This is a genomic window from Pseudomonas sp. FG13, assembly GCF_057809755.1.
Genome location: NZ_JBMDKO010000001.1, coordinates 163,298 through 187,977, shown reverse-complemented (window position 1 = coordinate 187,977; position 24,680 = coordinate 163,298). Strand labels below are relative to the sequence as shown.

General features: G+C 55.2%; 19 protein-coding genes. 9 read left to right on the top strand and 10 right to left on the bottom strand.

Annotated elements, in window-relative coordinates:
• The first annotated feature begins 79 nt into the window (after window positions 1–79).
• The 4 genes from ACODTO_RS00850 (at window position 80) to ACODTO_RS00835 (ending at window position 3,820) form a co-directional block, all read left to right on the top strand.
• A complete protein-coding gene (locus ACODTO_RS00850; protein ID WP_258632476.1) occupies window positions 80–856 on the top strand; it encodes an ABC transporter substrate-binding protein in 777 nt (258 codons plus the stop codon).
• Between the two features lie 83 nt (window positions 857–939).
• Window positions 940–1,902, top strand: coding sequence for an ornithine cyclodeaminase family protein (locus tag ACODTO_RS00845; RefSeq protein ID WP_258632474.1), 963 nt, complete (start codon window positions 940–942; stop codon window positions 1,900–1,902).
• A gap of 42 nt (window positions 1,903–1,944) precedes the next feature.
• Window positions 1,945–3,063, top strand: coding sequence for an aminotransferase (locus tag ACODTO_RS00840; RefSeq protein WP_258632472.1), 1,119 nt, complete (start codon window positions 1,945–1,947; stop codon window positions 3,061–3,063).
• 142 nt (window positions 3,064–3,205) lie between these two features.
• Window positions 3,206–3,820 (top strand): helix-turn-helix transcriptional regulator, encoded by a 615-nt coding sequence (locus tag ACODTO_RS00835; RefSeq protein ID WP_258632470.1) that lies wholly within the window; start codon window positions 3,206–3,208, stop codon window positions 3,818–3,820.
• Between the two features lie 74 nt (window positions 3,821–3,894).
• Here ACODTO_RS00835 and ACODTO_RS00830 read toward each other — a convergent pair whose 3' ends face one another.
• The gene (locus ACODTO_RS00830) at window positions 3,895–5,526 is read right to left on the bottom strand and encodes a GMC family oxidoreductase (protein WP_258632468.1); all 1,632 of its coding nucleotides are present in this window, start codon (window positions 5,524–5,526) and stop codon (window positions 3,895–3,897) included.
• Between the two features lie 329 nt (window positions 5,527–5,855).
• Between ACODTO_RS00830 and ACODTO_RS00825 the strand changes: the two genes are divergently transcribed.
• The 5 genes from ACODTO_RS00825 to ACODTO_RS00805 all read left to right on the top strand — a co-directional run bounded on the left by ACODTO_RS00825 (window position 5,856) and on the right by ACODTO_RS00805 (window position 11,019).
• Window positions 5,856–6,371, top strand: a complete 516-nt coding sequence (locus ACODTO_RS00825) for a VOC family protein (protein ID WP_258632466.1) — start codon at window positions 5,856–5,858, stop codon at window positions 6,369–6,371.
• Between the two features lie 73 nt (window positions 6,372–6,444).
• Window positions 6,445–7,224 (top strand): class II aldolase/adducin family protein, encoded by a 780-nt coding sequence (locus ACODTO_RS00820; protein WP_258632465.1) that lies wholly within the window; start codon window positions 6,445–6,447, stop codon window positions 7,222–7,224.
• A gap of 201 nt (window positions 7,225–7,425) precedes the next feature.
• Complete coding sequence (locus ACODTO_RS00815; protein WP_258632463.1) at window positions 7,426–8,181, top strand: class II aldolase/adducin family protein; 756 nt, start codon at window positions 7,426–7,428, stop codon at window positions 8,179–8,181.
• Between the two features lie 89 nt (window positions 8,182–8,270).
• Complete coding sequence (gene dsdA, locus ACODTO_RS00810) at window positions 8,271–9,608, top strand: D-serine ammonia-lyase (protein ID WP_258632461.1); 1,338 nt, start codon at window positions 8,271–8,273, stop codon at window positions 9,606–9,608.
• Between the two features lie 34 nt (window positions 9,609–9,642).
• Entirely contained in the window at window positions 9,643–11,019 is a 1,377-nt protein-coding gene (locus ACODTO_RS00805; RefSeq protein ID WP_258632459.1) for an NAD(P)/FAD-dependent oxidoreductase, read from the top strand.
• 33 nt (window positions 11,020–11,052) lie between these two features.
• Here the strand turns inward: ACODTO_RS00805 and ACODTO_RS00800 are convergent, their stop codons facing one another.
• The 9 genes from ACODTO_RS00800 to ACODTO_RS00760 all read right to left on the bottom strand — a co-directional run bounded on the left by ACODTO_RS00800 (window position 11,053) and on the right by ACODTO_RS00760 (window position 24,349).
• Complete coding sequence (locus ACODTO_RS00800) at window positions 11,053–12,462, bottom strand: MFS transporter (protein WP_258632457.1); 1,410 nt, start codon at window positions 12,460–12,462, stop codon at window positions 11,053–11,055.
• A gap of 200 nt (window positions 12,463–12,662) precedes the next feature.
• The gene (locus tag ACODTO_RS00795; protein WP_258632456.1) at window positions 12,663–13,529 is read right to left on the bottom strand and encodes an alpha/beta fold hydrolase; all 867 of its coding nucleotides are present in this window, start codon (window positions 13,527–13,529) and stop codon (window positions 12,663–12,665) included.
• A gap of 99 nt (window positions 13,530–13,628) precedes the next feature.
• Window positions 13,629–14,609 (bottom strand): WD40/YVTN/BNR-like repeat-containing protein, encoded by a 981-nt coding sequence (locus ACODTO_RS00790; RefSeq protein ID WP_258632454.1) that lies wholly within the window; start codon window positions 14,607–14,609, stop codon window positions 13,629–13,631.
• A 16-nt stretch (window positions 14,610–14,625) separates the two neighbouring features.
• Complete coding sequence (locus ACODTO_RS00785) at window positions 14,626–17,025, bottom strand: efflux RND transporter permease subunit (RefSeq protein WP_489105834.1); 2,400 nt, start codon at window positions 17,023–17,025, stop codon at window positions 14,626–14,628.
• Window positions 17,026–17,033: 8 nt separating this feature from the next.
• The gene (locus tag ACODTO_RS00780) at window positions 17,034–18,644 is read right to left on the bottom strand and encodes a DUF1302 domain-containing protein (protein ID WP_258633560.1); all 1,611 of its coding nucleotides are present in this window, start codon (window positions 18,642–18,644) and stop codon (window positions 17,034–17,036) included.
• A 130-nt stretch (window positions 18,645–18,774) separates the two neighbouring features.
• Window positions 18,775–20,175 carry a DUF1329 domain-containing protein gene (locus tag ACODTO_RS00775; RefSeq protein ID WP_258632450.1) on the bottom strand — a complete coding sequence of 467 codons (1,401 nt, stop codon included), beginning with the start codon at window positions 20,173–20,175 and terminating at the stop codon, window positions 18,775–18,777.
• Between the two features lie 449 nt (window positions 20,176–20,624).
• Window positions 20,625–21,350, bottom strand: coding sequence for a hypothetical protein (locus ACODTO_RS00770; RefSeq protein WP_258632449.1), 726 nt, complete (start codon window positions 21,348–21,350; stop codon window positions 20,625–20,627).
• Between the two features lie 46 nt (window positions 21,351–21,396).
• Window positions 21,397–22,698: a flavin monoamine oxidase family protein gene (locus tag ACODTO_RS00765; protein ID WP_258632448.1), complete on the bottom strand. Its 1,302-nt coding sequence runs from the start codon at window positions 22,696–22,698 to the stop codon at window positions 21,397–21,399.
• A gap of 106 nt (window positions 22,699–22,804) precedes the next feature.
• Window positions 22,805–24,349 (bottom strand): acetolactate synthase large subunit, encoded by a 1,545-nt coding sequence (locus ACODTO_RS00760; protein ID WP_258632446.1) that lies wholly within the window; start codon window positions 24,347–24,349, stop codon window positions 22,805–22,807.
• Window positions 24,350–24,680 lie beyond the last annotated feature (331 nt).

Below are 24,680 nucleotides of genomic sequence, written 5' to 3'. Positions count from 1 at the left end.
TTCACTTCGAAACTGCCTTGGCAAGCAGCGCTGTGTCGCTTACCCAATAACACCAACAATCAATCAGAGGCACGAAAAAATGAGCATGCATTTCCTGTACGGCGCCCTGGCATTGGCCCTGGGCCTGTCCACCGCCCAGGCTGCTGACCAGCCGTTGAAAATCGGCATCGAAGCGGCCTACCCGCCCTTTGCATCCAAATCTCCCACTGGCGAAATTACCGGCTTTGACTACGACATTGGCAACGCGCTATGTGTCGAAATGCAGATCAAATGCGTATGGGTCGAACAGGAGTACGACGGGCTGATTCCTGCTCTCAAAGTAAAAAAAGTAGACGCAATCCTCTCTTCAATGTCGATCACGCAAGAGCGCAAGAAATCGGTCGATTTCACCGATAAGTATTACCAGAGCCCCGCGCGGCTGGCGATGAAAAAAGGTGTAGCGATAGACGACGATCTCTCCGGCTTGCAGGGCAAGCGCATCGGCGTGCAACGTTCGAGTATCCATGATCGCTTCGCCACCGACGTGCTGGCGCCAAAAGGTGTCGAGATCGTGCGCTACACCTCGCAAAACGAGATCTATCTGGACATGAACGCCGGCCGTCTGGATGGCACCGTGGCTGATCAGATCATCCTTAGCGAATCGTTCCTCAAACTCCCTACAGGCCAAGCATTTGCCTTCGCCGGGCCGCAATTGACCGACCCTAATTATTTCGGAGACGGCATCGGCATCGCGTTGCGCAAAGGCGATGCGTTACGGGTCGAGCGTTTCAATGAGGCGATCAAGTCGATCCGAGCCAAAGGTATCTATCAAGCTATCAATGCCAAGTATTTCGACTTCGACGTGTATGGGAAATAGCTGACTTCCCATCAATCACCCTTTTTCAACGCCCATCCTGACATCGCGTTCACTTGCTGTGAACGCCTTGGAGAGCAGCACTTATGTCGCGAATTCCTGATACGCCTTTCATTCTTCAAGCACCTGACGTGAAGGGAATGCTGACCCAGTTGGACATTACGGCTGCGATGCGCAGCCTGTTTGAATCACTGGCGGCAGGCACCGCCGTACAGCCCCCGCAACAACAAGTGGATTTTCCCAATGGCCAAGGTGATTTCATCAATTACCTAGGTGTCATGAGTGATCAAAAGGTTTACGGCATCAAAACATCGCCCTACATCAAAACCGAGGGCAAACCGCTCGTCACGGCCTGGTCGATACTGATGTCCATGGAGACCGGTGCGCCGTTGCTGATTGCCGACGCGGGCCTGCTCACCACCTTGCGCACCGCAGCCACCACCGCACTGGCCATTGACTACCTCGCCCCCAAAGGCTGCAAGCGACTGGCGGTGATCGGTAGCGGCCCGATCGCACTTGCGCACATTGAAGCAGTGAAACACTTGAGGCCATGGGAGAAAATTTCCATCTATTCCCTAGGCATAGCTTCCCTAGAGGATAAGCAACGCGAGGCGATCCTGGCACTCGACCCGCGCATCAGCGTGTGCGAACTGCAATCGCAGGCCCTGTCCAACGCGGACGTAGTGATGCTCTGCACATCCTCGCCCAAGCCCGTATTGAACATCGATACGCTTGGCCAGCCGACCCTGATCACCTCAATTAGCACCAACGCCTTGCGCGCCCATGAAATTGATCCCGGTGCACTGGCCAAAATGGATGTGTACTGCGACTACCGACAGACAACACCCCAGGCCGCCGGTGAGATGGTGATCGCCGCGGAGCGCAAACTATGGTCGGCACTAGATCTGGCCGGTGACTTGGCTGAGTTGTCAAACTCGACAGCTCCCTTGCCTGCCTATGCACGTCATGTCTTCTTTCGCTCCATCGGACTGGGCCTGGAAGACGTTGCCGTTGCACTGCAACTGTACAAAACGCTGACGCAACGTTAAGCGCCATTCAAAACCAACCCTCCTCAAACCGCAGGCTCCGATATGAAAATCAAAGAATTTGGCGTTGAAATATGGATGAACGCCTACGAAACAAAATGCGCCTACAACCTGGCGGAAACCTGCGTCGAGTCATTGACCCTCGAGCAACTGCTGGAGATGGCAGGGAAGAAAGACAGCATTCTCGCCGAACTGCTACCGATGAAAATGACGTACGGAGCCATCGAAGGCTCCGATCGCCTGCGCGATAACGTGGCGGCGCTGTATACGCGCCAAAGCAAGGACAACGTCATTATTACCCACGGTGCCATCGGGGCAAATGCGTTGGTGTACGAAACCCTCGTTGAACCGGGTGATCACGTGATTTCCGTCGCTCCGACCTACCAGCAGCATTATTCGATTCCCGAAAGCTACGGCGCCGACGTCTCGATTCTTAATCTGCGCGAAGAAAACGCGTTTCTGCCCGACCTGGAGGAATTTCGCGCACTGGTGCGGCCAAACACCAAAGTGATCGCCATCAACAACCCCAACAACCCCACCGGGGCACTGATGGACCGAGCCATGCTCGAACGGATCGTGACGATTGCCCGATCGGTCGGTGCCTATCTCCTCAGCGACGAGGTGTATCGCGGTATTGATCAGCACGGCGACGGTGTCACGGTCTCCGTAGCCGACCTGTACGAAAAAGGCATCAGCACGGCGAGCATGTCAAAAGCCTTCTCCCTGGCAGGGTTGCGGCTGGGCTGGATCGTCGGTCCCGTCGAGCTGATTCACCGTGTTTCCATCCATCGCGACTACAACACCATCAGCGTAGGGATGCTCAATGATTACTTCGCCTGCATCGCACTGGAAAACAAAGACAAGATTCTGACACGCAATCAGGCAATCACCCGCACTAATCTGGCGTACCTGGATCAATGGGTGGCGAAAGAGCCCAAGGTTTCCTATATCAAGCCAAACTCGGGCACCACGGCCTTACTCAAGATTGACGTCGACTTGTCCTCTCGCGACTTGTGCGTCCAATTGCTGGAAAGCAAAGGAGTGATGTTCACGCCGGGCAGCGCGTTGGATATCGAGGGGTATGTGCGCATTGGTTACGCCAATAACCTCAGCGTATTGAAGGAAGGCCTGGACAAGGTCTCGGAGTTCCTCGCCAGGATGTGACTGCGTATACACTCTGCCTGCGCATCCGGCGCAGGCAGGGCTCGCTGCGAAAGCTCCCCCAGGCTTTACGCGTCACGGCTCGTAGTCACTGCGGGCAACTGCTACATTCCCCCTTTAAACGGATATCTTGCGATCGCCCAGCATGAAAAAACTCGCCAATTACAAAGCCATTGCCGACGGCATCGCGATGCTCTACTTCCCTCATGCGGAAGTGATCATCCATGACATAAAAACGCAGACCATCGTCCACATCGCCAACAACATTTCCAAACGACAGCTTGGAGACGATTCCGCACTGCACGAACTACCGGGCGATTTCGAGGCGCTTGATAACCTCGGCCCTTACGAAAAGCTCAATTGGAATGGACAGCGTATCCGCTCCATCACGAGCGTCCTGAGAGATGACGCTGGTGAGCCGGAAGCGCTTTTATGCATCAACATGAACTTCAGCGTGCTCGAAATGGCCCGCGACGCCTTGAATAATTTCTTCGAGCCTGGCCGGCTGATACCGCAACCCGAGGCCTTGTTTCGTGACGATTGGCAGGAGCGGATCAATACCTTCCTCCACACCTGGCTTAAAGACCGTAACCTGTCCCTGCAAGGACTGACGCGCAACGATAAGCGCCTACTGGTCGAAGCCTTGTTCGCTGAAGGCGCTTTCGAAGGCCGCAGCGCCAGCGACTACATCGCCAATGTCCTGTCGATGGGTAGGGCCACTGTTTATAAGTATTTGAAGCGCTTGCGTGATGGACCATGATGGACGCATAAATGAAGTAGCCTTAAGCAGACGCAATTCAGCCGGATGGATTGCCTGAGAAAAGCTACGGACGCCTAAAGAGAGAACTCTTTCTTTACGCTCATCCACATCGCTGCCACCTTGGCCGCAATCATCATGATCGGTACGCTGGGATTGCCTGAGATCAGTGTTGGCATGACCGACCCGTCCACTACGCTGAGCCCTTCCAGCCCTCGCACGCTCAGATCCGAATTGACCACCGCTCGTTCATCATTGCCCATCCGGCAGGTACCGGCGGGATGGTATTGCTGAAACGCCTGATCCCGAATGAACGCATCAATCTCAGCATCATCATTGAGCGCACGATCCGGTAAAAGACGCTGGCTGCGATACATTTTCAACTCGTCCGTACTCAACAGCGCACAGGCCCGCTTGAAGCCTTCACGCATCACTTCGATATCCGCCGGCGCGGACAATGAATTATATGAAATGCGCGGGCGATCATTCGGGTCCAGCGACCTGAGAGTGACTTCGCCCCGACTCTGAGGACTCATCAATTGGACCTTGACCAGCAGGCAGTCCTGATAAGGCTTCTTCCATCCTGGAAACCAGGCATCCGCTTCCGGCGGCGGGAGCTGGATATAAAGTTGCAAATCAGGCTGCTTCAGCGATGCACGGGACTTGATGAACCCAATGATCACACCAGGCAACGAGGACGACGGGCCGCTTCGAAACGCAATCGCGCGGATCATATTGATCAGTGCTCGATCAAGCCTCAACGAACGATGGAGCGCACCAGGTTTTTTTCGCGCCCACATGACCGAGAATGCCAGGTGATCCTGCAGGTTTTTCCCGACGGGGAGATCGACGACAACTGGAATGCCCATCGAGCGTAAGTGCTCTGCCGGCCCCACTCCCGAAAGCATCAGTAACTGAGGGGTATTGATTGCGCCGAGGCATAACACTGTCTGGGCGGCAAGCACGACACAACACCGACCTTGTGAAAGATACTCCACGCCGATGACGCGCTTACCGTCGAACAGCAATCGGCTCGCCATCGCGCCGGTTCGCACGGTCAAATTGGGGCGTGCGAGTACCGGGTGTAAAAAAGCTTTGGCCGCCGAGGACCGCTGGCCATTCTTGATGCTGTACTGCAGCACGCCCATGCCTTCAGGCTTCTCACCATTGTAGTCGCTGGTTATCGGGTAACCGAGCGCTCGACAGGAGGCAAACCAGGCGTCATACACAGGGTCATCAAGCTTGCCGGCGATCACGCCCAACTCGCCCGCGTCACCCCGCCAAGCATCTCCACCGCCCACCCAGGCTTCACATTCCTTGAAAAAGGGCAACACCTCGCTGTAGCTCCACCCTGTTGCCCCGTTCGCAGCCCAACTATCGTAGTCGGAGGGATGGCAGCGTGTGTGAGCCATATAGTTGATCGATGATCCGCCCCCGATCACCTTGCCATGGGGAACGTAATTCCTGCGGCCATTGAGGCCGGCATCCGGCTCCGACATGTCGTTCCAACGATGCAACTGCTTGGCGGTCATAGGCTGTATGCCCACGGGCACACCGATCATGGGGTCTTTATCCCAACCACCGGCCTCCAGAAGGAGGACCCGATTGGCGGGATCGCGGCTGAGCCGATTGGCCAAAACGCAGCCCGCCGATCCCGCGCCGACAATGACATAGTCAAACTTCTCCAGCCCCTGCTGATCTTGGCTCACTTGGCACGCTCCCGGCTCATAGTGTTTGTGATTGTTCTTATGAGTGATGAAAACTTTGGTGGGCTGAAAACGTCAGCACCAGGCAGCCACCCGTCGTCAACAGACTGCCGCAATAATTAGACATTAGTCAACTATAAGGCATTAAAACAACCCTTATGCTAACCGAGCCATACCGCTTTCCCAAGCATAAAACCCAAACAAGCACCAATTTAAGCACCATAACCCTCTCGAACGGCGTGTTATCTGCACGCTTGCCCAGGCAATCACATTCTGGTAAAACCTGACTAACAACCGTTTTCACACACAACGAAGACATGGGAGTTAACAAGGTGAACAGAATCGGTCCAGTGATGCAGATCGCATACGTGGTAGAGGACATCGACAGCGCCGTGGCGCATTGGAACAAGCTGGGCGTAGGCCCTTTTTTTATCACGCGTCACCCGAAGTACGCGCAGCAGACGTACCGAGGCACCCCTACCGATTGCGATATCAGCGCGGCCTTTGCGTTCACGGGTGAGTTGCAAATTGAACTGGTGCAGCAACACAACGACGCCCCCTCGCCGTTCAAGGAGTACGTGGACGCGCAGGGTTTCGGCATGCAACACATGGGTGTGCTGACTGAGGATCTCGAGGCGGATACCGCCACGCTGACAAGCCAGGGTTTTTCCCCATTTCACCGGATGATTTCGGCAATAGGCGTTGAAACCGTGTTTTTCAATAGCGATCAGGCCGGCGGTACTGTTCTGGAACTGATCAAACAAACCCCCGAGGTACAGGCCGGTTTTTCATACATGAAATCCCAAGCACACGCCTGGAACGGCGAGCCCGCCTCAATTGAGTTTTGACCCCTCCAACCCTCACACCTGGCGAGCGCCGGACCGGAACTCGTCGAATCATAAATCTTCGGAGAATAAGAAAATGATGCTGACAATCGGTGATACCTCCTACCCCTCCCTAAAAGGGAAGGTGTCTGACGAGGAATGGGACATCCGTGTGCAAACGGCTGCGCTTTATCGACTTATCCCATTGATGGGATGGGATGACTTGTCGATGCAACTGGTCTCGTCAAGAGTTGGCGAGCACTTTCTGTTTAGCCCGGCCGGCCCTCTCTACGAAGAAATAACCGCTTCGAGTCTGGTCAAAATCAACCTTCAGGGCGAGATCGTTTCCGACACACCCTTCCAGATCGTTCCCACTACGTGGTACCCAATGCGGGGCATTCACGAAGTACGCCCGGACGCCAATTTCATCATACATACCCATGACGATTTGATCGCCGCCGTGGCCTGCAATGCCGAAGGCCTACTGCCGATCTCTCAATCGGCAGCTTTCGCAATGGCCGATGGTCTCGGCTATCACTCGTACGAAGGGGTGGAAACCTACGAGGACAAAATCCCGTCGCTGCAGCGTGCGCTGGGCGAAACCAATAACGCGTTGATTTTGCGAAATCATGGTCTGGTCACCCTGGGTCCCCTAGCGAAAATGGCATTTTTGCGCCATTACAACGTACGCAAGGCTTGCCGCGTTCAATTACTGGCGAGCAGCGCGAATAACGGCGAGTTGATCAAGTTCTCTGAACCCATGCTGGAAAGTTTCCGGTACGAGCTTTTCCGTATCAGCCAGGGGGAAGGAACAACCGATCCATGGGACGGCTTGCTTCGTAAACTGGTCAAACTTGACCCGAGTTTCATGGACTGACGGCGTCTCCTTCAGAGCAAATCCTGGCTTCACGGCGGGTGGCCATAACACTGCCCGCTTTGAAACACCCCGCCATCGACTTGCTTCTAATTCACTATAAAAGCGCTCAGTGATGTCAAAGCGGACACCGTCCCAGCTACCTGTCGGGTACACGGTGTTTGACCGAAAGCGTTCAGGGCCGACCGTTGCAGGAATACCCAGATGCAAATTCAATCACTCAAAGACCGCGTAAGTCCTGAAGAGTGGGCGCTGCGCTGCGATCTCGCGGCCTGCTACCGGCTCGTGGCGCTCTATGGCTGGACAGACCTGGTCTTCACCCATATCAGCGCCCGCCTCCCCGGGACCGCGCACGAGTTTCTGATAAATCCCTATGGGCTGATGTTTGAGGAAATCACCGCGTCCTCGTTGATCCGTATAGATCAAGACGGCAACAAGATTGGTCAATCGCCATTTGAAGTGAATCGAGCAGGTTTTGTAATCCATAGTGCTGTTCACGCCGCGCGCGACGACGCTCAGTGCGTCTTGCATACCCATACCCGTGCAGGGATTGCCGTCAGTGCCCAGCAATGCGGCCTACTCCCTATTTCACAACAGTCAACGTTCGTCCTCGGCTCGCTGGGTTATCACGCCTATGAAGGGGTAGCGCTACATGATGAAGAGAAACCACGACTGCAAACCGACTTGGGAAACAATCAATTCCTGATCCTTCGCAATCACGGTTTGCTCACGGTGGGCGCCAGCATCGCCGATGCATTCATGCACATGTATGTAATGGAAACCGCTTGCCAGATTCAACTGTCGGCGCAGGCCGGCGGTGCATTGATCATGATCCCGCAATCCATTGAAAACACCGCGATGGCAGCCGCCAAAACCCAAACCTCGGGCTTGGGCGGAAAATTCGTGTGGCCCGCCCTTCTGCGAAAAATAAACGCGGCGAACCCTGGTTACGATGCCTGAAGCGAAGCCGCAACTATGTTGGGGTAATTGACCAGCCACGCCTGATGGGTACAAGCCAATCAGGCACCGGGCGTTTTTTGGATAACGGTATGAACGACTTCTCAGCAGACGATGCAACTGCACTTGATGCCATACGCGATAAGCAACCACAGCTGTGGACTAACGGAAATAGAGGCGCGCTCGGCTTACCAGGCGATACCTGGGGCGGGCGCGCCATCGGCATGGACGATATCCAGCAGGCAGTGGATCGTTTCACACGTTTTCGCCCGGTCCTGCTGTCACTGTTCCCCGAGCTTGTAGTGTCTGGCGGGGTTATCGAATCACCTCTGCTGCTGACACCCGGGTTGCAGGCGGCTCTCAAGTCCCCACGTTCAGGGCAACTGTATGTGAAGGCTGACCACGGCCTTCCCGTGGCGGGCTCCATCAAGGCCCGTGGCGGTATTCATGAAGTGATTGAATACGCCGAACGGTTGGCCCTTGAGCATGGATTTATCACACCCGACGATGCCACAGGCATCACCACGGCGGCCGCACGAAAACTGTTCAGTGAACACCAGATTGCGGTCGGTTCTACCGGCAATCTGGGCTTAAGCATCGGCGTCATTGCTTCCGCACTGGGGTTTAGGGCGACGGTGCATATGTCCGCCGACGCCAAGGAATGGAAAAAACAGCGTCTGCGAACACGCAACGTCACGGTTGTAGAACATGAAGGCGATTACGCAATGGCGGTAGCGGCAGGACGCCGCGAAGCGCTCAACGATGAAAAATGCCATTTTGTGGATGACGAGTCCTCCCTTTCGTTATTTATCGGTTACAGCGCCGCAGCCCTGGCGCTGAAAGCACAGCTGGATGCGCACGGGGTGGTGGTGGATGAACAACACCCACTTTTCGTTTATCTGCCCTGTGGTGTAGGCGGAGCGCCTGCTGGTATCGCCTTCGGCTTGGCCCATGTGTTTGGCCCGAACGCGCACTGCTTTTTCGCCGAACCCATCGCCTCATCCTGTTTTCTGGTATCGATGCTGGATAAAAACGGCCAGTACCCAAGTGTTTATTCGTTTGGATTGGACAACCGCACGGAAGCTGACGGGCTGGCGGTGCCTCGCGCGTCCGAGCACGCGGTAGACATCATGCGCCCCGTTGTTTCAGGGATATTCACGGTAAAGGACGACGATTTATTCAAGCATTTGTATACCGTCGCGCAGGTTTCACTGCGCATTGAACCTTCCGCCGCTGCAGGATTTGACGGGCCGAACTGGCTTGAGTCATCACGACAAGGGCAAGCTTACTGCGCACGTCATCATCTCTCTGATTATCTGGAACACGCCTGTCATATCGTGTGGACAACCGGAGGGCTTTATGTACCGGAAGAGGAATATCAGGCCTTTGTCGAGCGCGGCGCCAGGTTGACGATGAAAGTGTCAGCTTAACAATTATTAAAGAGTGACTCAGGACGCCAAGATCATGCATGGCAATCTATCTTATTGGTTTAATTCAGCTGAACCCTATGTACCCAACGAAGCGCTGAGCACATGTATAACGGCCGATGTTTGCATAATCGGTGGTGGCGTGACCGGACTCTCCAGCGCTTATCACCTGCGTAAAAAAGATCCGCACGTCTCGGTCGCGCTATTGGAAGGGCACGTCATCGGCTACGGAGCCAGCGGCCGCAACGCAGGCCAAATGATTGTGGCCGTCGGGGATAACAATTTCAGGGCACAGCTTAAACGCTATGGTGCGGATAAACTTCGCGAGCTCCATACCTATACACATGAGGGCATCGACGTCATCGAAACCATGACGCGCGAGCACAACATAGCCTGTGATTTCAGCGCCAGCGGCTATCTGTTGATGGGGCTTGAATCTGAGGGCGATGAAAACCTGAATAGCTATATGAAGTTCAGTCAGAGCATCGGTCAAGACCGGTTTCTTGAGTCAATTTCAGCACGTGATATCGCCGCTGAATTTAACAGCGCGCATTTTGGCTCAGCGATATTTGATCGGCGTGGCGGGCAATTTAACCCGCTAAAATTCATTCGCGGTTTAAAACAGGCCGCTATGACGCTGGGCGCCAATATTTATGAGCACAGCCCGGTCGCGAGTATTGAGCGCAACGTCTCGCATATCACCGTGCGTACGGGGCGCGGCGTTGTCCGTTGCAGTAAGTTGGTGATTGCGACCAATGCCTACTCACATCTTTTGGATGGGCTGAAGGACTTTGCATTTGAACGCAATCAAACGCCAATCATGGTCTACGCGAACGTGACGGCACCGTTATCGCCAAGTCAATGGCAGCAATTGGGTTGGGCAAGACGCTGCGGCGTTAATGTGTTGTCGGACTTGTTTTTTTCGTTTGCCCCCACCGCGGACGGCCGCCTTTTGTACGTGGGCGGTTACTACACCCATGCGCCATCCGGCAATGAAATGTCGCCGGAAATCAGCACTGGCTTTATGAACAACGGCCCGAAACAGCTGGCGGCGTTCTTTCCGAACCTGGCCGGCGTGCCCACCACGCAAAGTTGGGGCGGGCCTATCTCGGTTACCCGGGATTATATTCCGCACATAGGCGTGCTTTCTGACCCGAGGATATCGTATGCCAATGGCTGCTGGGGGCACGGGATGCCATTGGGCGCACGTAATGGACAGACACTGGCAGACCTGGCATTAGATCGGCAAAGCGCGGACACACAGGCTTGGCTCATCCGTCGCGACAAGTCCAATTGGCCGCCACGCGCGATGACTCCCTTCATCGTCCAAAGCGTCTCATCCGTACTGCGTTACGGCGTCCGAAGAAAAGCCGCAAAATTAGGTATGGGGTTCGATCCCGAAGAATCTGTATAACTTTTCAATCGAGGGGACGCCCCCTCGATATCGTCATGCCGATGGCCGTGTCGCGGAACAGCCCGCGACATCCCCCCCAAACTCTTCTATTCGTAGGTCGCTTTCTGCGGCGCTCGCTGCGACACGCCGGTCAAATCCCCGGTAGAACCACAGCATGACCAGTGACAGCGCGTTCAAACCCGCCGGTATCAGCGAAGCGGCCAAAGTAATTGCCAGCACTGCCGAGTCTGGCTGCCTGGTAACGCCTTCCTGCGTCTCGATCAAGCCGGTGAACGCCAATAGCCCACCGGTGACCAAGGCCCCGAGCGTTAAGCCAAGACGCTCCATCGCGATGAAGATGCCGCTCAGCAGCGCCTCGGGGGCCTGCTTGTCAGCTCGGCTATCGCCCTGCCTGATGCAGTCGGTCAACATTGAATAGGAAAAGACCTGGTTGCCCCCTTCACTCATCCCCGCAAGTATCACCACGCTTAATACGATAGCCACCGGCGTTGAAGCATCAAGCAGAATATAACCGCACCCGGCAATGGTCGACACGAAGAGTGCGGTCGAGAACGCACCATACTTGCTCACCCGTTTTCCCAAGTAGAGAAACAGGGGTATGGCCAGCACCGAGGAGCCAAATGAGAGAAGGAACACCAATGAAAGAAACTCCACGCCCTGGTTCAACACATACGTCACGTAGTAAGCCAGAGCGGCCGTGACCACACCGGCCCCCAACATGTGCAACAGCCAAACCGAGCACAAGATCAGGAATGGGGGGTTATGGGTAAGCGCGAACCACAACTGCGACGTGTCTAATTTCTCCGTCACAGATTTGCGAACGGGCTCTTTCGACGAAAAAAAGGTAACCAGAATACACAGAGACATAATGGCGCCCATGATAGCGCCCATCGCAAGATAACCGGCTTTCCCACCGTTGAATAATTCAACAATCAACGGGGCTCCCGCACCAGCCAACAGGCACCCCAACATTGAATACACGCCTCGATAAGAGGTGAGCGCAGTACCCTCCTGATAGGTCGCAGCAATTTCGGTATTGAGGGCGCAATAGGGAACGAGAAAGGTCGCGAAGCAAAATGAGCATAGGCTGAACATCAAAGCCACAAAGATGGCCGACACCAACGGCGAGCTTGTGGGAGCCGCCCAGATCAGAAAGAACGTCGGCAGCAAGGTCAGGCCGGCGAATAAAATGAAGGGACGGCGACGCCCCAGGCGCGTGCAGGTGCGATCTGACATGCCGCCGACCAGCGGGCTCGCGAGCAAGTCGACCAGTTTTGGCAGAACCGTAGCGGCGGTAGCGATGCCAACGGAAATGCCCAGGATATTGGTCATGTAAAACATCAGAAGAATGCCCGGCGCGACGGCATAAATGCCGCTGGATAAATCACCGAGGGTATAAAAAAGATAATTGACGGGACGCGACAGCTTGGTTCTTTTATTCATCTTATTAACGCTCCGCAGAAGTAACCACTGAACGACGCAGCTCGACTGATGCGCATCGCCCAGGCACAAATTCGGACGACACCCCCATCGAATCCATCGATTACGTGCTCCGTAACCGATGAAACACCGCCGTGTCGTCCTGACGAATGTAGTGCCCCTGGCAGGCCGCGGCCGGTTGCCCGGTCAGCGCCGGCACCGGGTTAACGCGATGAAGCGCGTTCCAACAAGGCTTTAATCGCCGCCAGGGCTTCAGGTTCATCCATGAGAGGCGGATGACCACGCCCTTTGACCGTGGTCAGCGTGGCGTTGGGGTGTGAATCCAGCATCCGTTCTGCACAATCAGCGGCAAAATACTCGGACAGTTCCCCTCTCAGTATGGCCGTCGGTACGTCGCGCGTAGCCCGAAACTGTGGCCAGTTGTCTGGACGCTCGGCCTTGAGACGCGGGACATCGGCCAGGGAAAGCGGGTCCACGTCGCGAGCGAATTTACCGGGTTCGATCTCCCGGTAGGCGCGCAGGGTCAAGTCCTGCCAACGCTCGTGCGTGAGGCCCGGATAGGTGTCGCCGAAGTGCAGCTGCATGCGGCTGACAGCTTCCTCGAATGAATAGGCATGAGTGTCGAAGTTACCGGACATTTTGTTGCTGGCGCTTTGGTTGATTTCCGTGCCCTGGTCGTTCAATACCACGCCCTTGATCCGTGCCGGGTTTTCAACGGCCATGTCCATTGCCAGCAGCGCGCCCAGTGCAATGCCGAGCACCGCGACTTTGTCGATGCTCAGGTGGTCGAGCAGATCCCATACATCTTGTTTGATGAGATCGTAGTGGTAGTCGGCCGCCGAAGCGAATGTCGCCGACAGGCCACGACCGCGCAAGTCAGGCACGATCACCCGAATGCCCTGGGCCGAAAGGACGCGGCCGAGCTCAGAGAAGTCCCTGGAGGACCGCAGGAAACCGTGCAGGCACAAAAGCGGCACCGTGGTTGCGCCCTCAATAGGTCCAAAATCCCGATAGAACAAATCCGCCCCTTTCGACGATATGAAACGACCCTCTTGATAGCGCTCAGACATCACTTAACTCCGGTGGTGTTATTAGTTTTAACGGATGATTGACTGCAAGACCGCCGTGTCGCTCAGCTTCATGTTCCACGACACGTTTCAAGCCATAAACTATTCAGCCCCGGATATAAGCCCGTGGCGTGAAAACAGTGCCCACTTTCCCGTGGGCGTCGCTAGCGCGGCGGTCAGTGATTCGTGAGCATCCTCAGTGACCGCGACGAACGTTCGACCACCGTCGCTGCTGCGTCTTTGCAGGCCGTCCAACCCCACTACCAGTACGTCAACGCCATCGCTGACTATGGAGGTTATTGAGCTGGTGGTATCAAGATTCAAACGTTTCCACGTCAGTCCAGCATCTTCACTGCGCAGCAGTGTTCCACGCTGTCCGCCCGCAAGCAGCGTCTGGTTGTCCAGAGAAAGCCCGCACCACAGCGACCCTGCGTATCCGGTATCCAAGTAACGCCACGAGCTTCCCTGGTCGGTGGAATACAACAGGCGCCCCTGTTCGGCAGTGGCATAAACGCCGCCGCTTTTATCCGCAAACAAACTGGTCAGATTAAGGTCCGCAAGGCCTTTTACGTCAGGATTTGTTGCCTGCTCGACCCACGTCATTCCAGCGTCCTGAGTCACCAGTACGAGCGACCACAAACCCACCGCAACGCCGTGCCGCGCATCGAAGAAATGTACCGCGAACAGCGGTCGATCCTCTTCCGTGACCAATCGTTGGACCTGCCAACGCCGCCCTCCATCGACGGTTGCCAGAATGGCGCCCCAGTGCCCGACGGCCCAACCATGGTTGGCGTCGACAAAGCTCACGTCGGTCAAAGTAGAGCTAACCGGCACGTCATCCGCCTGGTGAAAAGAGCGAGTCTGATCATCCGAAAGCAATACAACCCCATCCGAGCCCACGGCCACCGCTCGCGCACCTGCCCATGTCGCCGCCAGAATGGGCGAGCGCAGTGCCTGGAGCGAATGCGCGGCGGGCGATGGTTGAAGCGGCCCCACCGCCTCAGCTGCAACGACACATGCAACCTGCAGCCCGATAGCAGCCGTGACGAACGCGCAGAATGAATACCTTGATAGTGCTTTCATGAATGCTGCTCCGTGTTCAATGCGAGAGAAGCCCAAGGGCACGGACGGGACGCTTGCGTGGGAACCACCGCTCAAGCCATACCGCAAACGCGGGAAGCACAGTCATGGCCATAATCATGTTCACCAGGAACATGAACGCGAGCAATTTCCCCATATCGGCTTGAAACTTGAGCTCTGAAAATGACCATGTCGCTACGCCTACCGCCAGGGTTATCGCGGTAAATATCGTGGCGGTCCCCACTTCCAGAATCGAGTATTCCAAGGCACTGACGATAGGAATGCCGTTAGCCATATGAAGCTGCAGGCGATTGTAGATGTAGAAGGCGTAATCCACGCCGATGCCTACGGCAAGTACCATGACCGGTAACGTCGCCACCGTAAGCCCGATTTGCAGCTCCTTCATGAACCAATAACCAATGAAGGTACCAATGGTTAAAGGCAAGCAACACGCCAGCACCGCGCGCAGGTCTCGATAGGTCAAAAACACCAGAAAAATTATCGTGGTGTACACATAGAGCATCATCGGAAATTCGCTGTGCTCGATCTCCTCGTTCACCGCAGCCAGCACACCGGCATTTCCTGATGCCAAGCGGATGGTCACGCCCGGCAACGTGTCATTGGCACGAAATGTCTTCACTGCGTCAATCACGCGGTTAATCGTGGTTGCCTTATGATCCGCCAGATAGATGTGCACGGCCGTCATGCTGCAATCCTTGCGCATGATGCCGGGCAGCCGGCCTATCTCAACACCCAGGGCGGCATAGTTGGCCGAGTCGATCGGGACCACCGACATCTTCGGATTGCCCTCGTTATAGCCTTCGTTGTACTGACGAATCAGCGACGCAAACGAGAGAATCGACATGACGCCTTCGACCGGTTGGATAGCGAAATCGAAGCGGTCCTGATAAACCCCAATCTGAACCTTGTCACAAGACCCAGGCGGCGCTTCGAATACAACTGTCAACCAGTCGAGCCCCAGGTCGTAACTGGAGGCAATCGACACCGCGTCTTTATTGAACCTGGCGTCCGGGCGCAGTTCGGGAGCCCCCGCCTGCAGCGTTCCTACCACGCGATCCTTGCTCTGCCAGATCGCGGCGACCGAAATGACCATTGCCACGCAAAGCACCAGGGCTGCGTTGCGCGGCTCGGCGACCCGCGCCAGTGTCCTTAACCAGCGTGCTCGTTGTGCGGCTTTCAGCTCGACACCTTTTGCGTAACCCTGCCCCATCCGTAGCAGGGACGCCGCCAGCGGGAGCATGATCAAGTTGGTGACTATTTTAAACGCAACCCCCAGCGCCGCCGTGATAGCAAGCTCCCTTACCATGGGAATAGGCATCAGAATAAGCGTCACAAACGAAACAAACGCGGTGACCAAGGCCAGTGATCCCGGTATGAATAAACCGCTGAAACTGGATCGCGCGGCGGCTTCCATAGTCTTGCCGTGCGCCAGTTCACGTACGATAAAATTCAGTTGCTGCACGCCGTGTGAAACACCAATAGCGAACACCAGAAAAGGCACAAGCACGCCCAACGGATCCAGCCCGAAACCCAGCAAGTGCAACGCGCCGAATTGCCAGACCAGGGATACCAGCGAGCAGGCCAGGGGCAAAAGCGTGAGCTTGATTGACCGGCAATACCAATACACAGCCAAGGCGGTCAGGATCAGCGCGATCACACAGAAATGCAGAACGGAGGCAGCGCCCTCGGAAATATCTCCAATCTGTTTGGCGAACCCGATTATCTGTATTTCGTAGTCATCGTCCTCGAACTTGGAGCGGATGTCCGCCTCAATTCCACGGTCGAACGCCGCATAATCAATGTGCTGGCCCTGGGCATTGATTTCGTCCAGATCGGCAGTGATCATCGCACTGGATTGATCCCGCGCGACCAGATTGCCGATAAAACCACCCTGCATGACCGACTGAGAGATCGCTCCGATACTGTCGGCGTTCAGGTTCTCCGGCGTGATGGTGCCCGGGATGATCGGCTCCGCCCTGAAGCCCTCCTCGGTAATTTCCGTGACAAAGGTATTGGGCGTCCACAGTGACTGAACTGAACCACTTGCGACATTAGGCAGGAACGTGAGGGCTTGGGTTACGTCGTACAGTTTTCTCAAACCCTGCGGCGTCCAAATCGTCCCGTGCCTGGCCTTGACGACTACCGTCAGCCGATTAGCTCCCAACAGATCAGCGCGGTATTGCTTAAACGTCGCGACATACTCATGACCTATCGGAAGTTGCTTTTCAAAACCTGCGTCCATCCGGAGCTGGGCGGCAAACCAAGCCATCACCAGCGTAAACAGAACCAGCCCTCCAAGCACCGCGCACCGATGACCGAATAACCCATTTTCGAGCAACTTCAATACCCGAACCAACACGCCCGCGCGTGCCGGTTCGATTTTAGACGGGACGTTCATGGGCGACCTCAGAAGTTACGAGACACGTTCAGGCCAATAAAGTCACGATCACGTAACGGGTTCGTCAAAGCATCGGAAGGTCCGAAGAACGACGTGTAATTGAGCCCAACTTGCCAATCCGCCGGGTTTTGTATGAAGTTCACATACAGGTTTACCGATGTCACACCTTCCATGAACTGTTCATTGATATTAGGTGTGTAACCAAACATGCCACGGCGCACGTACATGCCGGGAATCACCTGCCATCCGCTGATCAGCGAGCCGTCATAAACCCAGTTGAAATCGACGTCGATCCCTCCTGAATACTTCGTGCCCTTGGCATCGCCAGGGCTGTTGAACGCGCCCGTCTGCAGCAGATCGTTTTTCTGGTTGCCCCACAGCCATCCTCCCGCCGCGATGGGAGAGCCGTCATAACTGTCATGCAGGCCCGGGTACGCGATGACGACGGTTTCGGTGGTTAATGTGGCAGAGTCCGCGCCGAGGAAATTCAGTACGCTGGCGGCGTTGGACGGTTGCAGAGCAAAGAGCGACGTGAGGTGCCATTGAAATTTCTTCTCATCGACCCAGCACTGTCCGCCCTGGGCCACGCAGCCACTTGAGGCATTCAACGGAACGGCATCCCTGGGGCGGTAAGAAAGTTCTGTACCGATGGCCCAATCCCCCACGGGGAAATTGGCGCTGACGCCGTACATATGCCGATCTTCGGGGAATCGATAGACCGTTGCACCATTTGCATCGAGCGTGGTCTGTGGAAGCTTGTCATGGTAAGTAATTGCATATAAACCCAGATTCAGATCGGTACCTTCGGGTTTATAGCGCAACGCGATCCCGTACTGACCGCCGTCTCGCGCATCCTTGGTTTCCGCCCCATAGGCGCGACTCCCCTTGCCTACAATGGACGTTGACCAGTAACTGCCGGTGGGTGGCAGATAACTCTCATTCCATTTGGTTTGTATATAAGCCTCGACATTGAAACCGCCGCCGATCCCCGTGGCAAAACTCACGATAGGCGCCGGCAGCACGAATTCCTTGACCTGGGCACCGGGCTGCGACGCGCGGTTGACGTCGATGGCGTTGGTGGCGTTTATGCCGCCCACCTCATAGATGTTCTCTCCCCAACTGACTACCTGGTTGCCCACCCTGAGTCGGCCCTGCTGGTCGCCGATGTCAAATGTCTTGCTCACCCACAAATCAAGCAATTGGGTTCTGAAACGCAGGTCATCGCGGGCGCTTGAAGCCAGGCCGTCATTGATGGCCGGCGCAGTGGAATTGAACGCATCCTGGCCGCTGAGGTTACCCGTGGTTTCAGTGGCAGAAAAATCGCGCAGCCATGTAGCACGCGCCATAAACGCCATGTCATATGCTGGCATTTTCAAAAGCAACTCATGACTGCCTTTGAGGTACGTGGTAAATGGATCACCTTTATCGTAATTGATATCACCTTGATCACTCACGCCACTGATTTGACCCAGCTTCCCGCCGCCCGATTGCGCGCCCGTTGAGGCATTGTAAGTCGGGGACACCAGCGCGCTGCTGGGCGACTGAGTGCGGATACCCGTTCCCGCCGAGATCGTCGAATCGAAGCTTCCCCTGATCGTGTCGCTGTCGTTGGAGAACATAAAAGCGCTCGCACTGTTGCCGGTGACGGTGAATACCGCCGCCAATGCGACACCCAGCGGCTTGCCGAAATCATTATCGCGGCGTATCGAAAAACATTTCATGTCTGAATCCCTCACCGTCTTATTGTTATTAACGTTCGCTCATTGCGCGAAGATTTTCGGGATTGTAAAAGTTCGCTTTCATATGTGGATTGCCGGCGCCGTCGACGATCCACTTGATGTCTTTACCGCTAGCAAGCGGCGAGCCATCCATGACGTAGCGACCACTGGACAAGTTATATTGAATAAATGCATAGGAATCGCATGAGCCAGTCTCAAACACCGGAATTACTTCGCCTTCGCGAACTTTCGAGATATTACCTTGCGCATCATAGTCAACTGCACCGAGCAACGACCAACTGTCTTCATCTATATAAAAGAGGCGCTTAGGCGCGGAGTGGCGCATGCCTGCCTTGATAGTCGCCTCGACCACCCAGACACGATGCAGCTCATAACGACGCTGTGTCGCTGCGACAAAATCTGGCTGCATGACATCTTCATATTTAGCCTTGAAGTCATACATACCCAATGCATTGTAAGGCACAATTAACTCTTGCTTCCCTACCAACTTCCAGTCGAACCGGTCCATCAGCCCTGCAAAGACGTAAGACTCATCAATATTGTATTGATTTTCGTAACCAAGTTGCGGCGCATCGTAGGAATAGGAAGGCATACGACGCGTACGCCGTTGTCCCGGAAAGTAGTAGTAGGCTTCTGCAGGTTTGTCGGCTGCGCCCGTAAAAGTTGCCGCCTGCCCCGCCATAGCAGCGGGTTGCAGAAAGCTGAAGTACAGCATGGCCTCCACGCGACTCACATCGGCAAACGTCGTACCGCCCTTAACACCCCACGGATAATAAGTATATTGATCAGCCGTTATCTTGATCCAATCCGAGCTGCCCTTGCGCGGCGATGCAGAGACGATCAGGCTATATTGCTCAAGGCCAACACCGCGATATCGCAATTTGGCGTTCCACATGGCTTCTGCGCCGGTTTTAGGCGCTGGAAAAGGAAAACCAGGCACATGGGCATCAATCAATGAATTATCTTTATCATTGATTTGTGAGAAGCCGATATTCTTTTGAGTGTTTTGCGCCACGAAATCCGGTACGCCGCATGTACGACGCGACGGATAGACTGGCATGCTGTAACCCTTGATGCTCTTTACCAGTGCCACCTGCCCCGGGTTCAATTGCGCTGCATATTTTTCGACATTGCTCGCATCAATGGAAAATAGTGGCATGTCGTTTTTGTATTGGAAGAAGTCTTTTCGGGGTTGTCCGTAAGTCCACCCCGGCAACGCCGGTTGAGGTGCCTGCCATTCCGGAATACCGCTCGCGGTGCCGGCTTGCTCCGCCCCTGAGGGAGTCAGCCCGGCGGCCTGCAGTGACGCACAGAAACCTGCCAACAATAGAGTAAAGGAGGCCAAGGTAACGGTAGTGGCTTGTTTAACGTGTGCGCTTTTAGAAGCAGGCTTATAAGCTATTGTTATCACGGTAAAATCCTCTGAGCGGACTGGCTTGCGACCTCCAACACCGGCATGACCGGCGGAAAAGGTCAGTAGGAAAGCATTACGACCCTAACAAATTAGACATAAGTCAACTTTATCAGTCGCCGCAGCTCCCATCAAGCAGCTTTCGTGCCCGAATTCATCGAATATATAGGGTGATATTTGTAAAAGCGCGTCACACCCAAGATAATTTGCTGACTAATATCAGTTTTTATCAAAAAATACAGCCTTACCGCCAAGGTGGAGGCAAAAAGGCACGGCTTTGCTTACCGGATTGGTGCGCAAACAATTTTTTTGCCCTATGGAACAGCAAAAACGCTGATGAGGATTGCCTGAAGTAATAGCTCGCGGAAGGCCACTCGCGACAGCAGTCATCAGCGGGCTAATAAAGGCGCGCTGTCCTGCTGCCCGGGGTATGGAGATGGGAACTACGGTTACACGTTACGCGTTTGCATGTTTTCCGGGAAGTAACAACGCAAATAGGCGATGCAGGCCCTGACCGACTCTTCAAACGTCTCGTCATCAATTTTACCGAAACGAGAATAGGCACCCGCCCATAGTCCGTCTGCAATTTCGGCCGCATACATCAGGTAGGTGGCCAGTTTCGGAGCATCCGGGACAACGAAAAATTGATCAAATAACGCCAGTGACGCAGAGCCATGATAGCGATTCGTTTCCAGGTTTGTAAGCCGCATGGAACGATGCATCACCGGACCAAGCATAATTTCCGACATTGCCCTATTACTGTTCAGCTGCTCTTTGGCAATGGTCATCGCGGACCGCGTCAATTCCTGCCAACTGTTGACATGGGCAAAGCCCTGATTTCGACTATGCTCGAGAATAAGCTCGGTCAAGTAGCTATTAAAATTCTTGTTCAATACAATGAAAATAGACGTCACCGTATTAAACAGATAATGCACAGAGGGTGGAGGAAGCTCTGCGACCTTACCGATATCGTGCAGACTGATATTTTCGATATCAGTACTCTGAAGTATATGCAGGGTCGCATCCAATATAGACTGATAGCGCTTTTTACTTCGCTCCTGCGTAGGAATACGTGCTGAGCGCACGACTTGCGACGTGCGCCCCTTTCGTTGCGAGGACTTTTCTCTTACCAGGGCTACATCCGCTTTAGCTGGCTCGTTATCAATCGGCTTCACTTAAGGTCTACACTTCATAAGGAAAATAGCGAGTTCAGCCAGGGGGCTAACGACCTCGAATCACCCGTTCAGCCGCCCTGACACCACTTTGCACAGCAGACTCCATGTGCACACCGTCATAATCATTGCTGGCAAATGACACCCCGCGCAACTGCTCGGCCTGCTGCTTGAACCCCAGGATCTTAGCATGCGTACCGGGCGAAAGTCGTGCGAACCCCCAAGGGTGCCGCTGAATCTTGACCTCATCAACCATACCGGCAATGCCCGGAAAAAAGAGCTGCATATCTTCCAGCGCTTTAGCCGTTACAGCCTCGTTGCTCTGTTGCGCAAGCCCCAATGAATCGGGATAGCAAGGCCAGGCGGAAACAATGCCTTTGCCGCTGGGAACAAGATGCGGGGTCTTGACGGTATGGTTCAACGCCATATTGAACGTGGTCGTCCGATGGCCATGCCCCATATAGACATACGCTTTGGTGTTAAGCGGCTGGTTCAAAAAAAAGTACACCAGTGTCAAGGGGACATTGGGAAAGTCAGTTAGAAATGCCCGCTGGACGCCGAGCGCTTCAGGCATGAGTTTGGCCGCAGCGTCGATCGGGCACGCAACGATGACATGCGCCGCTTTGAGAACCTCTCCGCTGGTCAGCAATACGCCAGTTACTCGCCCTTTCTCGTACAGTAATTTCTCGACCGGGCACTCGTAACGGACCTCAAGAGACGCTGCGATTTTTTCCGCCAGTGAGGCATTCCCACCGCGTAGCGTCATCACCTTGGTCGTGAATATCAACTTGATCAAGTTCAGAAAGTGATAAAGATTGGTGTGTTCTATATTAGTGCCCACCATGGCGTGGGCGGCGGGGTGCAGGAAATAGTCCTTGAAGGCGTCGCCCGCCCACTGAAAAGCTTCGGCGATGGAAATATTGTCGTACTCAGGAATGTCACGGTGCGTTTCATACAGCGAAAACCGCTTCATCATCGACACATAGCGCGCTAGGAACCAGGACAGCTCGGCGGTGCCACGCAAACCCAACAGCTTGCTCATGCCCAGTATTCCAGCTGGATACACCTGGCGGCCCGATCTGTCCAGGTAACACGCTTGTTGATTGGCTTGCGGTACCAGGTCAGCGGTCAACCCGTGGCGTTCGACCAACTCCAGCAATCGCGTATAACCGGTATGGATACCTTGGGCGCCGGCTTCCGCCGCGTCGCCGTGGTGTGTCATGAGCACGACGCGCCCCCCAGGGCGCGCCGTGGCTTCCAACACAGTCACCGAACGCCCTGCTGCCCGCAAATCGCTTGCAGCGGAAAGGCCTGCGAGACCGGCCCCAATGACGATGGTGTGGTCATTCATTAAGCTTCCCCTGAGCTGAACTCAATAAAAAAACTTCGATAGCGCTCGACAATATCTGACTTATATCGATTTATTTAGCTATCTAGTCCCGTTCGCAACGTCGATTTCAAATCATCGCTTCGATGAGTCGGGGTCCCCGACTGCGCATGGCTGAACGGTATTGGTCATTGAACGCTTCGGCGGTGGTAGCGCGACTTGCTTCGACACCCAGGCCCTGCGCAATCTGTACCCAATTCATCTCAGGGTTATGCAGGTCCAGCATCGACAGAGCTTTACTGCCTGAGGCTACTGCACCGACCCGCTGCAACTCGATGTTGAGAATCCCATAAGAGCGATTGGCATAGATCACTACTGTGATATCCAGATTTTCCCGCGCCATCGTCCAGAGCGCCTGCATCGAGAATGCGGCGCCGCCATCCCCATGGGGGCAGATGACTTTACGGTCGGGTGCCGCCACGGCAGCGCCGACCGCTAGCGTCAGGCCGGAACCGATCGAGCCCCCGGTGAGGGGAATATGGGTATGAGGGCGCGCTGTCGCCATCGTGCTGAGGAGGGCAAAACCGGCGGTAGTAGACTCGTCGGCGAAAATAGCGTTTTCAGGCGTATATTCGGCCATAGCTTGGGCGACCGACTGAGCCGTCAACTGTCCAGACCCGAGCCCTGCGAGTACCAGCGGAACCCGTCGCTCGGCTTGCGCTGGAGCCTTTAACGCATCTGCTACCGCTTGCAGCGCTTCGACGGCATCCTCGTGGGGATGCGCCAGATAACTGATCGAGCACTCTGCCGGCGTGCACCAGCTGGACTTACCGGGGTAGGCAAAAAACGACACCGGCGGCCGCGTACCTACCAAAATCAATTGCTCGACGCCCGCGAAGGTGCTGACGATCTGCTCGGCGAAGTAAGGCACGCGCTCTACAGGAACCCGCCCGGCGCCCAGCTCGATATGGGGCGCAAAGGTGTCGCACATTAACCGGGCGCCGCAGGCAGCCTGTACCCGCCCCGCCGCTTCCAGCCCTTCGCCATACAGCGCTGCACCACGAAGCAAAAGCACCGTCTTCTTGCCGTTGCCCAATAAGGAGGCTATGTGTTCGACCACACGACTCGAGATGCTTGCAGGGTTAGCGTTCGGCAGAGGATCAGCCGCATGATCGGCTTCGTTCCATGCATTATCGGCCGGCAGAATCAGCGTAGCGATCGCACCCGGTACGGAGCGCGCCGCCTGAACGGCTCGAGCGGCATCGCCTGCGACGGTCTTGGCAGACTTGGACTCGTGAATCCAGGAGGACACGGGCCGAGCGAAGCCTGCGATATCGGAGGTTAAGAGCGAGTCATATTGCAGGTGGTAGGTCGCGTGGTCGCCCACCACATTAACGATGGGAGTGTTGGCACGACGGGCATTGTGGAGATTGGCCAGACCGTTCGCGAGGCCCGGGCCAAGGTGCAGCAACGTGGCTGCGGGCTTTCCTGCAATACGCCCGTATCCGTCAGCGGCACCTGTGGCCACGCCCTCGAAAAGGCAAAGAATACTGCGCATCTTCGGAACGGAATCGAGCGCAGCCACGAAGTGCATTTCCGAGGTGCCCGGATTCCCAAAACACACCTCGACATCACAGTTGACGAGTGTTTGTAAAAGGGACTGAGCGCCGTTCATTTTTATTGTCATTGCTGCACCTATTCACACTGTAGAGGAGCAGAAGCGTCCAGCCCCGTGCCCGTTTTCGCGGAAAAAAACCGCGATTGCGCCTTCGATAGCTAGCACCTTCCATCGGAGATGCCTAGCACAAAGCTGACGTTAGTCAGATTAACCGCTGTTGAGTGCTTAACGCAATAGCTCCGCCCGGACAAATAAAACCCTTCGATAACCACGGGATTGAATCCCTCTTCAAGGGGGGACGACTGCGCACACCACCAAGAAAAGCTAAGCAGCGGTCGCCGCAAAGACTAAATCTCGCTGGTTCTACATGAACGGTTAATCAAACGGG

What these genes read in the sequence shown, in the direction of transcription:
- ACODTO_RS00850 (WP_258632476.1), top strand. Translation starts at nt 80, where the DNA reads ATGAGCATGCATTTCCTGTACGGCGCCCTGGCATTGGCCCTGGGCCTG.
- ACODTO_RS00845 (WP_258632474.1), top strand. Translation starts at nt 940, where the DNA reads ATGTCGCGAATTCCTGATACGCCTTTCATTCTTCAAGCACCTGACGTG.
- ACODTO_RS00840 (WP_258632472.1), top strand. Translation starts at nt 1,945, where the DNA reads ATGAAAATCAAAGAATTTGGCGTTGAAATATGGATGAACGCCTACGAA.
- ACODTO_RS00835 (WP_258632470.1), top strand. Translation starts at nt 3,206, where the DNA reads ATGAAAAAACTCGCCAATTACAAAGCCATTGCCGACGGCATCGCGATG.
- ACODTO_RS00820 (WP_258632465.1), top strand. Translation starts at nt 6,445, where the DNA reads ATGATGCTGACAATCGGTGATACCTCCTACCCCTCCCTAAAAGGGAAG.
- ACODTO_RS00815 (WP_258632463.1), top strand. Translation starts at nt 7,426, where the DNA reads ATGCAAATTCAATCACTCAAAGACCGCGTAAGTCCTGAAGAGTGGGCG.
- dsdA (WP_258632461.1), top strand. Translation starts at nt 8,271, where the DNA reads ATGAACGACTTCTCAGCAGACGATGCAACTGCACTTGATGCCATACGC.
- ACODTO_RS00805 (WP_258632459.1), top strand. Translation starts at nt 9,643, where the DNA reads ATGCATGGCAATCTATCTTATTGGTTTAATTCAGCTGAACCCTATGTA.
- ACODTO_RS00800 (WP_258632457.1), bottom strand. Translation starts at nt 12,462, where the DNA reads ATGAATAAAAGAACCAAGCTGTCGCGTCCCGTCAATTATCTTTTTTAT.
- ACODTO_RS00795 (WP_258632456.1), bottom strand. Translation starts at nt 13,529, where the DNA reads ATGTCTGAGCGCTATCAAGAGGGTCGTTTCATATCGTCGAAAGGGGCG.
- ACODTO_RS00790 (WP_258632454.1), bottom strand. Translation starts at nt 14,609, where the DNA reads ATGAAAGCACTATCAAGGTATTCATTCTGCGCGTTCGTCACGGCTGCT.
- ACODTO_RS00785 (WP_489105834.1), bottom strand. Translation starts at nt 17,025, where the DNA reads ATGAACGTCCCGTCTAAAATCGAACCGGCACGCGCGGGCGTGTTGGTT.
- ACODTO_RS00780 (WP_258633560.1), bottom strand. Translation starts at nt 18,644, where the DNA reads ATGTTCTCCAACGACAGCGACACGATCAGGGGAAGCTTCGATTCGACG.
- ACODTO_RS00765 (WP_258632448.1), bottom strand. Translation starts at nt 22,698, where the DNA reads ATGAATGACCACACCATCGTCATTGGGGCCGGTCTCGCAGGCCTTTCC.
- ACODTO_RS00760 (WP_258632446.1), bottom strand. Translation starts at nt 24,349, where the DNA reads ATGAACGGCGCTCAGTCCCTTTTACAAACACTCGTCAACTGTGATGTC.